Source organism: Moraxella atlantae NBRC 14588 (assembly GCF_001591265.1).
GTDB classification, from domain to species: Bacteria; Pseudomonadota; Gammaproteobacteria; order Pseudomonadales; family Moraxellaceae; genus Faucicola; species Faucicola atlantae.
In genome coordinates this window covers 37,656-51,169 of the sequence record NZ_BCUL01000008.1, presented here as the reverse complement: position 1 = coordinate 51,169, position 13,514 = coordinate 37,656, and the positions used below count along the sequence as shown (strand labels likewise).

Genomic DNA, 13,514 nt, shown 5'->3' with positions numbered 1-13,514 from the left:
CTTGGCAGACGCATTGAGCGTGTCAAAACTGGTGGGCATTATCCACGATTTTTTATAAAAATCCTTGCATCATCATGTAGTTAGTATATGAATCTTACCGAACTTAAACGAAAATCCGTTGCCGAGTTGCTTGCTATTGCCCAACAAATGGGCTTAGATAACATGGCGCGTAGCCGCAAGCAAGATATTATTTTTGCGATTTTAAAAACCCATGCGCGTAACGGTGAGGCCATTTATGGCGACGGCGTGCTAGAGATTTTGCCCGATGGATTTGGCTTTTTGCGCTCATCTGAAGGCTCATATTTGGCAGGCCCTGATGATATTTATGTCAGCCCAAGCCAGATTCGCCGTTTTAATCTACAAACAGGTGACTCAATCGCAGGTACGATTCGCCCACCAAAGGATTCTGAGCGTTATTTTGCCTTGCTCAAGGTCAATGAAATCAACTTTGACACGCCTGACCGCTCACGCCACAAGCTGATTTTTGAAAACCTAACGCCTTTATTTCCCACCGAGCAATTAAAACTTGAGCTTGGCAATGGCACCACTGAGGATTTGACAGGGCGGATCATTGATTTAATCGCGCCGATTGGTAAAGGACAGCGTTCGATCATCGTCGCGCCACCTAAGGCAGGTAAAACCGTACTGCTACAATCCATCGCGCAATCAATTACCCGCAATAATCCTGAAGTGTATTTGATTGTGTTGTTGATTGATGAACGCCCCGAGGAAGTCACCGAGATGCAGCGCACCGTGCGCGGCGAGGTGGTTGCCTCAACGTTTGATGAGCCGCCTGCGCGTCACGTGCAAGTTGCTGAGATGGTGATTGAAAAAGCCAAACGCTTGGTTGAGCACAAACAAGACGTGGTGATTTTGCTTGACTCCATCACCCGTTTGGCGCGTGCTTATAACACGGTGATCCCATCATCGGGCAAGGTGCTGACAGGTGGTGTGGATGCCAATGCACTTGAGCGACCCAAACGCTTTTTTGGCGCGGCGCGCAATATCGAGGAAGGCGGCAGCTTAACGATTATCTCAACGGCTTTGATTGACACGGGCAGCCGCATGGATAACGTGATTTTTGAGGAATTTAAAGGTACGGGCAACCAAGAAATCACCCTTGAGCGTGAAATCGCCGAAAAACGTGTATTCCCTGCCATTAATATCAAAAAATCGGGTACGCGGCGTGAAGAACGTTTGATGGACGAGGCTATGCTGCGTAAAGTATGGATTTTGCGTAAATTATTGCACCCGATGGACGAAATTCAGGCGACCGAATTTTTGCTTGAAAAACTCAAAGACTCAAAAACCAACGATGAATTCTTTGAGCAAATGACGCGCAAAGATAAAAGCTAAGTTATGACTAAATATTAAAAAAGGGCCAATAATATTGCCCTTTTTTGTGTTTTATCTTTTTGTGTTTTGTTATGGCTAAATTGGCTTAAATCCCACCACTAAAGGTATCGCAATCGGCAATATTGCCGTTTTTTAACCCGCGTGAGAACCACGTCATGCGCTGCTCGCTGGTGCCATGGGTGAAGCTGTCGGGCACAACAGCACGCCCTGCCGCCTGTGCTAGGCGATCATCGCCGATTTGGTGGGCAGCTTGGATTGCTTCTTGGATGTCGCCTTCTTCCAAAAAGTGCACGCGCTGTTCGTTGCGGTTTGCCCATACCCCTGCAAAACAGTCGGCTTGCAGCTCTTGGCGCACCGACAGGTTGTTGGCTTGCGCCTTTGACACCGTGCGGCTTGCTTCGCTGACTTTTTCACTAATTCCCATCAAGTTTTGCACATGGTGCCCAACTTCGTGTGCAATCACATATGCTTCGGCAAAGTCACCTGCGCTGTTGCGGTTCTGCGCATCGCCTGAGCCTTGAATGTCACCTGTGATACCAAGCTGTTGGCGCATCTCTTGGAAAAACGACGTGTCTAAATACACGCGTTGGTCAGCAGGGCAATAAAACGGCCCTGTGGCAGAGGTCGCGCTACCACAACCTGAGCGCACGCTACCACTAAATAAAATCATCTTAGGTTCGCGGTATTGCGCGCCATTTTCGGCAAATACTTGCTGCCACACCGCTTCGGTATCCGCCAGTACTACCGAGGCAAAGCGTTGGTCGCGTGTGGCGTTTTCGTTGTCCAGTGGGCGCGTTTGTTGGCTGCCTGCGCCTGTGACTGCGCGGCTGGTTTGCATAGCAGTCATTGGATCCATGCCAAACACCAACCATAAAATGCCGCCCAAAATCAATGTACCGATCCCACCGCCTGCTGCTGCGCCACCGATACCAATGTTAGAACTGCCCTGTCTGTCTTCCCATTTCATAGCGTTTGCCTTTACTGTCGTTGGCTGGCTACTGCGCGTTTGTCATTCACTTTGCCAAGCCTAACCTCAAAATTTTTTGCCAGTTTAAAATAATCAAGCTCAATTTGCTAGCGGCTGCAACTGACACGATACAAACCAATTAAAAAAAACCCCAGTCAAGCTGAGGTTTTTTTAAAATGCATGAGGCACATTTGCCTGCTGATGGCGTGTAAAAACTGCCGCAATCAACCAAGGCGTTTATTTTGGTGTATCAACGGCTGAGGCAACAGGTGGCGCAACATCAGGTAGTGCGCCTGTGTTTTCTTTGATTTCGCCTTTGGCTTCAGCGGTTGATGCGTTGCGCTCATTGATTGTGGATTGTTTTGCTACCGCGGTAGGTTCGCTAGCAGGTGTCATTACTGCGTTATCAGGGCTATCTACACTGGTGTTTGGTGCCGATACTGTGGTGCTGTCGGTTGGTACGGTAACTGCATCGGTGGTGCTAACGGCAGATGCATCAACCGCCTGTGCCACGCTCATTGGTGTGCTAGCAACACCTGAGCTTGCCGCTTCAGCGTTGAGTTTTGCTACATCAATGTGCTGCCCTGCTGGGCGTAAGTAGCTTGATACGCTGATTAATAAAACGATGGATGCAAACGCCAACACCCCAACCAACGTCATGATGAGTTCGTTTTTGGTGTTCTTTTCTACCACGTCATGATGTTGATGCGCCATTGCTTTCTCCCAACCTATGCGCCGTCACGCTGCCAAGGGTTATAACGATAATAAGGTCGCTTGCAAAAAAGCCGCCAGCGTGCGCTGCAACTATTATACGCAAGTTTGTTGCTATTATATAGCAATTTTTGCTCAAGTGCGACAGGACGACACATAAAACCTTAACCGAATTGGGGAAATGGTTAGCGTGCGCGCGTACGGGCATGACGTTGTCCTAACGCGCTCATGATGGTTAATAACGCGCTGAGTAACAGCACAGGATAGCTACCCCAACGCATAAACGGCGTATCGCCTTGCCGCGGCTGCACCTCACCACGCAGTACGGTGCGCGTAAATTGCGGCGCGCGTGCCACAATCTGCCCTTTGTCATTGATAATGGCAGTTACCCCTGTGTTGGTCGCGCGCATAAACCAACGCCCCGTTTCGATTGCTCGCATTTGTACCATTTGCAAATGCTGCAACGGGCCTGCCGATGTGCCAAACCACGCGTCATTGGATACGGTAAGTAAAAAGTTACTGCCGTGCGCATTGTGACGGGTAGTATCAGGATAGGCAACTTCATAGCATACCGCCACGCCAATATGCTGGTTTTTGACCGCCAGCGGTGCTTGGTTGGGCTTGCCTGCACGAAAGCTCATCTCACCGCCCATCAAATCTGGCAATAGCCAGTTCAGCGCGCCCTCAAGCGGGATGTATTCGCCCACAGGTACCAAATTTTGTTTTTTATACAAGCCTTTGGCGTCCGCGCCCAGCGCAATCACACTGTTATAAAACGGCTCATAGGCATCGATTTTGGGATTGTATTCGGCGACATCCACATACGGTATACCCGTCAGCCACGCGGTGTTATGTTGTTTGGCGATGTTGGCGACTTGGCTGATAAACGGCATGGCATCAATTTGAAACATCGGAATGGAGGATTCTGGCCATAGCACGATGTCACGCCCCCACTCGGTTTTGCTCAAACCTGCATAAATCGCCAACGTTTGGATTTGGTATTCTTGCAGCCATTTTAAATCTTGGGGAATATTGCCTTGAATCAGCGACACCGACAGCGGACGCGCGTTTGTTGGCGTGGTCCATGATGGGGCACGCCAATACAGCGCCACGCTTGCCAACAAACACAGTGCCACAGGCAGCAAAAACCGATAACGGCGGCGCAATGCCTCAACCGCACTTGCCGACGCAAGCACCGAAACAAACGATAGCGCAAACACGCCAAACACAGGTGCAAGGCTGGTCAGCCATGGTTGTTCGGTGTAAGCATAACCCACAAACAGCCACGGAAAACCCGTGAATAGCCACGTTTTGAGCCATTCTTGTATCATCCACAGCGCAGCAAAGGCAAACGGCTGCTTGCCCAAGCGGTTGAACACCAACGCCAGCACCGCATGAAACAACCCCATGATCGCGCCCATGCCTGCAATCAACAGCAGCGCAAGCCACATTGGCGTATCGCCATAGGTGTGAATCGAGGTATACAGCCAAAACGCACCGACGCACCACAGCCCCATGCCATACGCTTCACCAAGCCAAAACGCGCGCGCATTGGTAAGGTTTGGCAACAACAGCGCGTACAGCACCGCAGGCGATAGCAATGCCACACCCCACACCCCATAGGGCGCAAGGGCAAACACGAATACCGCACCTGCCAGCCATGCCAACAACAAATGCGCGACAAATCTGCCGCGCGGTACATACTCAGACGCTTGCTCCTGGGTACTGACCAAACGCCGCTGACGTAAAGTTTGCGTGGTTATACGCATAGATTTTTTATCACAATTACTGGCAAACTTGCGTTTGCATGTGCCATGTTACAACGTATTATATTTTTAGCGTGACCCAATAAGCGTCACAGCGTCTCGGCATCAGGTGGCGCAAAATCTTTGACCAATTCAATGGTTTGAATAAAGCGGTCTTGTGCTGTCAGCACCGTCAAGCGGCAATTATCCACATACACCGTCTGCCCGAGCACCTCATGGACATCGCCCAAGTGCTGCATGACCAGTCCACCCATCGTGGTGACATCCTCGGTATCAAACGTCGTGCCCAGCTGCTCGTTGCACTCCGTAATCGGTGTTAAAGACTGGATAATCCAGCAGTCTTTGCCCAGTGCCGCGCCACCTGCCGCTGCAGGCACAATGTGATACATCGAACTGTCTTCGCCCAAGTCATCGTGCTCATCGACAATATCACCGACGATCTCCTCAAGCAAATCCTCCATCGTCACCACGCCTGCGGTATTGCCAAACTCATCAATCACAATCGCCATGTGCATTTGGTGTTTTTGAAACAGGCGCAGCAGGTTGTCTGAACGCGCATTTTCGCTAACATAAATCGGCTGACGCACCCAATTCATGACGTTAAAGTCACCTGTAGCCTCACCTTTGGCAGCCTGCACCAAATACGGAATGACATCTTTGGTCACCAAAATACCTTTGACGGTTTCTTGCTGATTGTTCGGGTCTTGCCCAAACACAGGGTAACGCGAATGCGTGGTCTCAACAAACACCGCCATGATATCGGCAAGATGTTGGTCTTCGGTAAAGCTGACCACATGGCTGATGGGGGTCATGATTTCATGCACCAAGGTGGCAGGCAAATCAAGCACACCCTCAAGCATATCGACGGTGTCGGGCTCCAAAAACTTGCGCGAATCATGCACCAATTTGACCAGTTCGTCACGGGTTTCAGGCGCGGTGGACAACCAGCGTTTGAGTCCCCGTGACCAGCTACTGCCCGATGGGCTTGCGTTGTCGTCTGACATACGACGTACGACCTCTTATGGCAAAAGATTTTTCAACCATACCGCAAGCCTAGGCGGAATGCAAGCGCGATTTTTGGTAAAAAGTCTTGGTATCATAACAAGCTATTTTTTCAGCCAATTTTTGTCCCAAAAAATCAACTATGCCCTAGACTTAGACCACGCGCGCGCCATCTCAATCACCATAGGCAAAATTGAAATGACAATAATTGCCAACAAAATCCATGAAAAATGCGTTTTGACAAACGGCAACTGCCCAAAAAAATAACCCAGCAGGCTAAACAGCGTCACCCACACCACCGCCCCGACAACGTTATAACGCAAAAAATACCCGTACGACATCTGCCCCATACCTGCCACAAACGGCGCAAATGTACGCACAATCGGAATAAACCGCGCAATCATCACCGTGCGTCCGCCATATTTGGCAAAATACTGCTCGGTTTTGTGCAAATAACTTTGGCGAAAAATACGCGAATTAGGATTAGCAAACAGCCTGCGCCCATAGTGCTTACCGATTTCAAAATTCAACCAATCACCAAGAATCGCCGCGCCAATCAACGTGCCAATTAGGGCAAAAATATTCATTCCACCCACCGCCGCAATCGCACCTGCGGCAAACAACATCGAATCCCCTGGCAAAAATGGCAACACCACCAGTCCCGTCTCACAAAACACAATGACAAACAAAATAGCATAAATCCATGTGCCATATTGCGCCACCAGTGCCTCAAGGTGCGCACCGATATGCAAAATAAAATCAATCAATGCCATCATTACCCTGCTCATCCCTGCTCAAATCGGTCACTGCCAAAACCGCGTCTATTTTGATTAAAATAGCGTGTAAAAACGCGCCAAATATACAAAAACACTATACGCCAAAATTACGCTATTAAAATTACGCTATTATAGCAGGCTGCAGACATAGCAAAACTATTTTAAGCGCCCACAACACGCTAAAAAACTTGCTAAAACCGCCGCATAATTATAATCGATAATTTTTTTCGATTTATGCTTGACAAGCCAAGCACGATTCCATAAAATACGCGCACTCTTAGGCAATGGATTTAAGATGGTGTTGGGTAGCATACCGCATGATCCCAAACACTCCCAAATTTTGGGGCTATAGCTCAGTTGGTAGAGCACTACAATGGCATTGTAGGGGTCAGCGGTTCGACTCCGCTTAGCTCCACCAAATCTTAGATCCTCTCAAAGTAGTTTTTAAGCTGTAATCTCGCTCAGCGATACTTATACGCTTAAAAATTGACTACTTGCATTGCGTCCCCATCGTCTAGAGGCCTAGGACATCGCCCTTTCACGGCGGTAACCGGGGTTCGAATCCCCGTGGGGACGCCACTTATTCCAAAATCGCCCGTCTGTTGAGATGGGCGATTTTTTTTGTCATCAACCAAAGTACGGTTTCAACAAAAATCCCCCACGCTGGCGTGAGGGATTTTTTGATGTGTAGCTAAAATTTATTTGCTCAAGTCGATTTGATAATCGGCTAACCCCTTGCCTTGTCCGTCGTCATTGTTGAGCTGTATGACGTTGTTGATGCCAGCAGCTTTGGCAAGCTCGATTTTGTTCGGTGCAGATTTGAACAACACAGGGCCTTGGGTCATCACTTTGGTGAACTGCCAGCTACGCGCGCTGCCGTTTTGGGCACGGGTGAGGTTTTTGACAGCTTTGATGTAGTCAATCAATACGTCGCGGTTGGCATCTGGCGCAGAATAAATGGTTTTGCCATCGGCAATGCCTGCGTATTTGCTTAAGCCAGAAGCGCGGTAGTTGTTGGTTGCGATGATGAATTGGGCGGTATCTGCCATGGGCTGACCTTGGTAGGTCAGGTTTTTGATACGACTGCCCACAGGTTGGGTGACATCAATTTCATAATGCACGTCAGGGGTGGTAAAGATATCGAAGTTGTAACCTGGGAAGGTGCTGGTCAGATATTGAGTATCTTTTTTGTTTGGGTCGATTTTGTTGAAGCGTTTGGCGGCGTTTTCTAGCCATTTTTTGATGTCGCTGCCTGTGACCATGACCGCTGATACGGTGTTGGGGTATAGGTACAAGTCGGCGGCGTTATTGATGGCAACGTTGCCTTGGGCAACATCGGTGAAGTCATTCGCGCCAGCGTAGCCGCTCTTAAATGGTGCGCTCACTGACAGTACAGGTACGCCTTTGTACTGCGGCAAGTTGGCGTTGATGTAGTCGGCAACGTAGCTGGCTTGCGCCTGATTGACGATTTGAATGGCTGATACGTCGCCCACGTCAGCAAAGTAGCTGGTCATCGGGAAGTTGGTGGTGCCAATCGGGGTTTTGACGTAGTTAATGGTGGCTTGGTGAGCATCGGCAACCAGTTTGCTGACTTGTGGATCAGCGGCGACGTAAGTTTTGTCAGCGTTTTGAATGTTGCGTAGCTCAACTTCGGTCGCGTCTTTTTTGACGTTCCATTTTTGCCCATCATAAACCAAGTTGAGTTTGATTACGCCTAGGCTTCTGCCCCATTGGTTTGCCATGGTCGCAGGCACGCCATGGATGGTGCCTTTTTCTTTATCCACGCCTGCTGCGTTCCAGTTTGGGTTGGTGCTGTTTTTATCGGGGAATGATTGGTGTGAATGCCCCATGAACAGCGCGTCAATACCTGGTACTTGTGCAATGTAGTAGCTGGCATTTTCCATGGTTGGGCTGTAGCTTGAGGTATCAAGCCCGCCGTGTGACAGGGCAACGACGATATCTGCACCTTCTTTGCGCATTTGTGGCACGTATTTTTCTGCCATTTCTTTGGCACCTTGGGTGGTGACTTTGCCTTCTAGCCAATTTTTGTCCCATGTCATGATGCCAGGGGTGGTAAAGCCAATCACGCCGATTTTGATGGGCACTTGCACTTGGCTGCCGTCAGGTTTGGTCGCGGTGAAGGTTTTGGTGATGATTTGGTAGGGCTTAAATAGCGGCTGTCCGCTCTTGACGCTCCATACGTTTGACAGCACCAATGGGAAGTTAGGGCCTTGGCAAGGCTGGGCGCGGTTGGTCACGCCATCGACGTTAAATTGGCTGCCTGTGACTTGGTTAAGAAAGTTTAAGCCGTAGTTAAATTCATGGTTGCCAATCGTGCCTGCGTCAAATTTTAAGTCATTCATGACTTTATAAATCGCCAGCGTTTCGTCGCATTTGACGGGGTTGATGACGGCTTGATAGTCCGCAAGTGCGGTGCCTTGAATGGTGTCGCCATCGTCAAGCAGCACGTTGTTGGGGTAGTCTTGGCGCGCTTGTTTGATTAAGGTGGCAGTGCGCTCAAGCCCCAGTGATTTGTCTTCTGCCAGTTTGTAGTAGTCGTAGCTTAAGATGTTGGTGTGTAGGTCGGTGGTTTCTAGTAGGGCTAAGTTTAGGCTGGTGTTGGCAGGTGTGGTGTTGGTATTGCCGTTGTTGTTACCCGTGTTGGTGTTATTGTTGCCTGCGTTGGCGTTGTCGGCAGGTTGCACGGCAACGATTTTGGTTTCGTTGTCGTCATCGTTACACGCGGTCAGCCCGACGGCAAGTAGTAGGCTTGGCATACCGATGTGCAAGGCATGGCGTACGGCACGTCGCAAGGTGTTCGGACGATTGATTGTTACGTTTAGGTTCATGGTTTTTCCTGTTTTGGCAAATATTTTTTATAAACAAAAGTTGGCTTATTGGTAAATGGCATGGTTTTTGCTCCACCATTGCGCCAAACACCAGCCACGCGGCGTAAGATTAGCGTAACCATGTTACCGTAACGTGACAAAAGCAAGCCGTCAGGTGCGTTTGGGCAAAAAATTTTGCACCGTCTTTGGCTATATATCGCGCCAATCGCTTTGCGGTGATTTGCCGATAACCTTTATAATGCCAAGCAAATATAAGGATCAGACGATGGCAAATTTTCATACCCATTTCACGGTGGCATGTGTGGCAAGCGCGGCGGCAAGCTTGGTGATTTATAAAGCAGGCATGGTCAGCGGCACGGAGTTTGTGTTGTGCGCGGTCACGGGTACGGTGGGCGGACTGCTGCCTGATATTGACCTTGACCATTCGCTGCCTGCGCGGGTCGGGTTTAGCCTGCTGTCAATTTTGGTGGCGTTTGGGTTGGTGATTTATTGGTCGCCAAGGCTGTCTTTGTTATCGCTGTGCGCGCTGGGGCTGTTGGTGTATGCCATCATGCGCTATGGCGTGTTGGCGACGTTTTCACGCTTGACGATGCACCGCGGGATGGTGCATTCACTGCCGTATATGGCGGTGCTGGCGTTGGGGCTGGTGTATGTTAGTTTTTTTGGCTTAAAAAACGGCGTGGTGGTGAGTTGGTTTTTGGGCGCGTTTTTGTGGTGTGGCGCGTTGATTCATCTGCTGCTTGATGAGCTGTATAGTGTGAATGTGTTTGGGCTACGCTTAAAAAAATCGTTTGGCACGGCATTTAAGGTGTTTGAGCGCAAGCGCGCGCGTTGGTATGTTGGACTGTACGCGCTATTGGCGGTGCTGGTGGTGTTTGCGCCGCCGTTTGCGCTGTTTTGGCAAACGGTGACTGACCCGATGAGTTGGCGGATTTTACAGGCAAATTTGCTGCCAGCTTTTTAGGTTGATGATGGGTTTAAAGACTGAACTTTGGCGGCTAAAAAACGTTTTGCCATCAAAATACGATTTTTGCTAAACTGGCTGAGCATTTGATTGGTTGTAACCATACGCAATTTTTGAACGTGTTTTAATGACACAAAATTTTTTTAATAACACAAAAAAAGGACTTACCATGCCTGCCCTACGCCCCGACTTAAACCCCCACATTGACCCTGATGGCTTGCTTGAGTTTTCGGTGGTGTATACCGACCGCGCATTGAACCACATGTCACAGCAGTTTCAACAAGTCATGCGTGATTTGTCTGCCGATCTTAAAGCCGTGTATCACGCTGATGCAGTGGCAATCATCCCAGGGACAGGCACATACGCGATGGAAGCGGTGGCGCGGCAGTTGGCGACCGACAAAGACGTGTTGATTATCCGCAACGGTTGGTTTAGCTATCGCTGGACGCAAATCATCGATAAAGCACGCATCACGCCCCATGCGCGTGTCTTGACTGCCCATGCCGCCGATGACCACACACCCAATCAAGCCTACGCGCCTGTTGATATTGACACGGCGGTGGCGGCGATTTATGAACACAAACCTGCGGTGGTCTTTGCGCCGCATGTCGAGACGGCGGCAGGCATTATCTTGCCCGATGACTACATCAAAGCGTTGAGTGACGCGGTACACAGCGTTGGTGGCTTGTTGGTGATTGATTGTATTGCCTCAGGTTGCGTGTGGCTTGATATGCAGACGCTTGGCATTGATGTGCTGATTTCTGCCCCGCAAAAGGGCTGGGCAAGCACGCCATGCGCGGGGCTTGTGATGATGAACCAAACGGCGGTAGCACGCGTGGATGCCAGTGAATCAACCAGTTTTGGGTTGGATTTAAAACAATGGCTAAATATCATGCGCGCCTATGAAAACGGCGGACATGCCTACTTTGCCACCATGCCGACCGATGGGCTACGCCAGTTCCGCGATACCATCGCCGAAGCCAAAACTGTGGGACTTGCTACGCTCAACGACGCACAATGGCAACTGGGGCAAAAGATCCGCAATTTGCTCAGCCGTCACGGCTTTGCTAGTGTGGCGGCAGAAGGCTACCAAGCACCGGGTGTGGTGGTGGTGTATACCGACCGTGACGACATCAAAAGCGGCGCGGCATTTGCCAAACATGGGCTACAAATCGCCAGTGGTGTACCGCTAAAAATCGGTGAACCTGACAGCTTTAAGACCTTCCGCGTTGGGTTGTTTGGGCTTGATAAGCTGACCGATATCGATCGCACGGTGCAACACTTTCAACAAGGCTTACAAAACGTTTTGGCAGAGGGCTAATTGCCGTATTCGCTACTTGCTATTGCTGTTGGTGCAGTGCTTGGCGCGTGGCTGCGTTGGGGCATTGGTCAATGGCTCAATCCGCTGTTCGTCAGCCTGCCACTTGGTACGCTGACAGCAAACTTATTAGGCGCGTTTATCATCGGCTTAGCCACCGCATGGCTTGCCAACAGCACACTTAGCCCGAATATCAAATTGCTATTGGTGACAGGATTTTGTGGCGCATTGACGACATTTTCCACGTTTTCGCTTGAGATGTTAGATTTGTTGCAGCGTACGCGGCTTATGGCGGCTCTGACGGGCATTGCCGTGCATGTGGGCGGTTCGCTGATTTGCACGGCGTTGGGCTTAGCGTGTTATGACTGGTGGGCAAATCGCTAAGCGGTTGAATTTTCGTTAAAAAGGATAGTCTGATGAAAACCAAGCTTAGCATCAGTCCAAAAAACGCTAGTCCTTTGGTCTAATGCTTGGGAAATAATATAGCCCAAACCACTACCCAATTTTTATCATTCGTTGCCGTAAAACCACCGCCTTTAGGCGGTGGATATAAGGCAATTGCTTAACTCTATAAGATTTGCTATACTCATCTCACTATATTCAATGTCTTACATTCCACAGTTAAGTTAAGACTAAATTGCGAGTACGCAGTAACTTAACTGGTAAGACGTTTCCAAACACACACTTAAGCTAATTCGTGTCTAAGACAATCCTAACGGTAGGATTAGCTTGAAATAAGAACCTAAGATGTACGGTGTGTCGTACGGGCGGTTGCCATTGTCTTAGGTTTGCGGTGGGGCTTCACCGTCTTGCAGAAGGAATCCCCTCACTTTAGGGAGGGGAGGAAGTCAATTGCAAAAATAGTTGGCTTAAGAAAAATACAAGCGCTGCGCTAAGCGAAATGTGTTGCAGTGCGCCTCGACCACGTCATCCACGTCTGCCGAATAGCCACCGCCCATACTCACCGCCACGGGGATGCCGTGCTGCTTGGCATGGTTGAACACGATTTCATCACGCGCCAAACAGCCTGTTTGCGTCAATGCCAATTTGCCCAGTTTGTCAGTCGCCAACACATCAACAGCGGCTTGATACAACAGCATATCGGGTTTAACCTCGTTGATTAGTCTGGGTAGGGTGTCGCCCAAAATCGTCAAATATTCATCATCGCCTGTGTCGTTGGCAAGCTCGATATCCAAATCCGATACCTGCTTGCGAAACGGGTAGTTTTTTGCCCCGTGCATACTAAAGGTAAACACGCGCGGCTCATTAGCAAAAATGCTCGCCGTGCCGTTGCCTTGATGGACATCCAAATCCACAATTAAAATCTGCCGCGCCTGCCCACGCTTGAGTAGCAAGTTACTGGTGATCGCAAAATCATTGAGCACACAAAAGCCTTCACCATGATCAGCAAACGCATGGTGTGTGCCACCTGCCACGTTCATCGCCACGCCGTATTGCTGGGCGTACAGCGCGCACTCGTAACTGGCATGGCTAATATAACGCGCGCGCTCGACCAGTTGCGGGGTCATCTCAAAACCAATCGCGCGTGCCGCTTTGCGATCAAGGGTTTGTGTTTGCAGCGCGTGCCAGTATGCGGCGGTGTGGGTGGTCAAAATCTCATCATCAGTTGCAGGCGTTGGGGCAAATAAATTGGCTTCACTGAGCGTACCTTCTGCCAACAGTCGTTCAACCATCAGTGGATATTTTTGCATAGGAAAGCGGTGGCGTTCGGGCACATGATAGACAAAAATCGGCGAAAAGGCGACTTTGAGCATGGTTTAACCTAACTTTTTTATCCTAAAAAA

General features: G+C 49.7%; 11 protein-coding genes and 2 tRNA genes. 6 read left to right on the top strand and 7 right to left on the bottom strand.

The genetic code is table 11. The features are described from left to right. Window positions 1-87: 87 nt before the first annotated feature. Window positions 88-1,356 (top strand): transcription termination factor Rho, encoded by a 1,269-nt coding sequence (gene rho, locus MA2_RS06335; RefSeq protein WP_067058052.1) that lies wholly within the window; start codon window positions 88-90, stop codon window positions 1,354-1,356. A gap of 85 nt (window positions 1,357-1,441) precedes the next feature. Here rho and ypfJ read toward each other — a convergent pair whose 3' ends face one another. From ypfJ to MA2_RS06310, 5 genes are all read right to left on the bottom strand, one after another. Further along, a complete protein-coding gene (ypfJ, locus tag MA2_RS06330) occupies window positions 1,442-2,323 on the bottom strand; it encodes a KPN_02809 family neutral zinc metallopeptidase (protein WP_067058050.1) in 882 nt (293 codons plus the stop codon). 237 nt (window positions 2,324-2,560) lie between these two features. Next, a complete protein-coding gene (locus MA2_RS06325; protein ID WP_067058048.1) occupies window positions 2,561-3,037 on the bottom strand; it encodes a hypothetical protein in 477 nt (158 codons plus the stop codon). A gap of 182 nt (window positions 3,038-3,219) precedes the next feature. Continuing rightward, window positions 3,220-4,803 (bottom strand): apolipoprotein N-acyltransferase, encoded by a 1,584-nt coding sequence (gene lnt / locus MA2_RS06320; RefSeq protein ID WP_067058047.1) that lies wholly within the window; start codon window positions 4,801-4,803, stop codon window positions 3,220-3,222. A gap of 86 nt (window positions 4,804-4,889) precedes the next feature. Further along, the gene (locus tag MA2_RS06315; protein WP_067058045.1) at window positions 4,890-5,804 is read right to left on the bottom strand and encodes a CBS domain-containing protein; all 915 of its coding nucleotides are present in this window, start codon (window positions 5,802-5,804) and stop codon (window positions 4,890-4,892) included. A 138-nt stretch (window positions 5,805-5,942) separates the two neighbouring features. Further along, window positions 5,943-6,575, bottom strand: a complete 633-nt coding sequence (locus MA2_RS06310) for a DedA family protein (protein ID WP_079352046.1) — start codon at window positions 6,573-6,575, stop codon at window positions 5,943-5,945. A 345-nt stretch (window positions 6,576-6,920) separates the two neighbouring features. On the opposite strand from MA2_RS06310, the gene MA2_RS06305 reads away from it, so the two are divergent. Further along, window positions 6,921-6,996: transfer RNA gene (locus tag MA2_RS06305), tRNA-Ala, on the top strand. Window positions 6,997-7,081: 85 nt separating this feature from the next. Further along, window positions 7,082-7,157, top strand: a tRNA-Glu gene (locus MA2_RS06300). Window positions 7,158-7,276: 119 nt separating this feature from the next. Here MA2_RS06300 and MA2_RS06295 read toward each other — a convergent pair. Further along, window positions 7,277-9,427 (bottom strand): bifunctional 2',3'-cyclic-nucleotide 2'-phosphodiesterase/3'-nucleotidase, encoded by a 2,151-nt coding sequence (locus MA2_RS06295; protein ID WP_245945269.1) that lies wholly within the window; start codon window positions 9,425-9,427, stop codon window positions 7,277-7,279. Between the two features lie 265 nt (window positions 9,428-9,692). Between MA2_RS06295 and MA2_RS06290 the strand changes: the two genes are divergently transcribed. From MA2_RS06290 to crcB, 3 genes are all read left to right on the top strand, one after another. Continuing rightward, a complete protein-coding gene (locus MA2_RS06290) occupies window positions 9,693-10,391 on the top strand; it encodes a metal-dependent hydrolase (RefSeq protein WP_067058144.1) in 699 nt (232 codons plus the stop codon). Window positions 10,392-10,560: 169 nt separating this feature from the next. Further along, window positions 10,561-11,712, top strand: coding sequence for an aminotransferase class V-fold PLP-dependent enzyme (locus MA2_RS06285; protein WP_067058142.1), 1,152 nt, complete (start codon window positions 10,561-10,563; stop codon window positions 11,710-11,712). After that, window positions 11,713-12,093 (top strand): fluoride efflux transporter CrcB, encoded by a 381-nt coding sequence (gene crcB / locus MA2_RS06280; protein ID WP_067058041.1) that lies wholly within the window; start codon window positions 11,713-11,715, stop codon window positions 12,091-12,093. A gap of 485 nt (window positions 12,094-12,578) precedes the next feature. On the opposite strand, the gene MA2_RS06275 is transcribed toward crcB, so the two are convergent. Then, window positions 12,579-13,484, bottom strand: coding sequence for a histone deacetylase family protein (locus tag MA2_RS06275; RefSeq protein WP_067058039.1), 906 nt, complete (start codon window positions 13,482-13,484; stop codon window positions 12,579-12,581). Between the last annotated feature and the right edge of the window lie 30 nt (window positions 13,485-13,514).

What these genes read in the sequence shown, in the direction of transcription:
- MA2_RS06275 (WP_067058039.1), bottom strand. Translation starts at nt 13,484, where the DNA reads ATGCTCAAAGTCGCCTTTTCGCCGATTTTTGTCTATCATGTGCCCGAA.
- rho (WP_067058052.1), top strand. Translation starts at nt 88, where the DNA reads ATGAATCTTACCGAACTTAAACGAAAATCCGTTGCCGAGTTGCTTGCT.
- MA2_RS06310 (WP_079352046.1), bottom strand. Translation starts at nt 6,575, where the DNA reads ATGGCATTGATTGATTTTATTTTGCATATCGGTGCGCACCTTGAGGCA.
- lnt (WP_067058047.1), bottom strand. Translation starts at nt 4,803, where the DNA reads ATGCGTATAACCACGCAAACTTTACGTCAGCGGCGTTTGGTCAGTACC.
- MA2_RS06285 (WP_067058142.1), top strand. Translation starts at nt 10,561, where the DNA reads ATGCCTGCCCTACGCCCCGACTTAAACCCCCACATTGACCCTGATGGC.
- ypfJ (WP_067058050.1), bottom strand. Translation starts at nt 2,323, where the DNA reads ATGAAATGGGAAGACAGACAGGGCAGTTCTAACATTGGTATCGGTGGC.
- MA2_RS06325 (WP_067058048.1), bottom strand. Translation starts at nt 3,037, where the DNA reads ATGGCGCATCAACATCATGACGTGGTAGAAAAGAACACCAAAAACGAA.
- MA2_RS06315 (WP_067058045.1), bottom strand. Translation starts at nt 5,804, where the DNA reads ATGTCAGACGACAACGCAAGCCCATCGGGCAGTAGCTGGTCACGGGGA.
- MA2_RS06295 (WP_245945269.1), bottom strand. Translation starts at nt 9,427, where the DNA reads ATGAACCTAAACGTAACAATCAATCGTCCGAACACCTTGCGACGTGCC.
- MA2_RS06290 (WP_067058144.1), top strand. Translation starts at nt 9,693, where the DNA reads ATGGCAAATTTTCATACCCATTTCACGGTGGCATGTGTGGCAAGCGCG.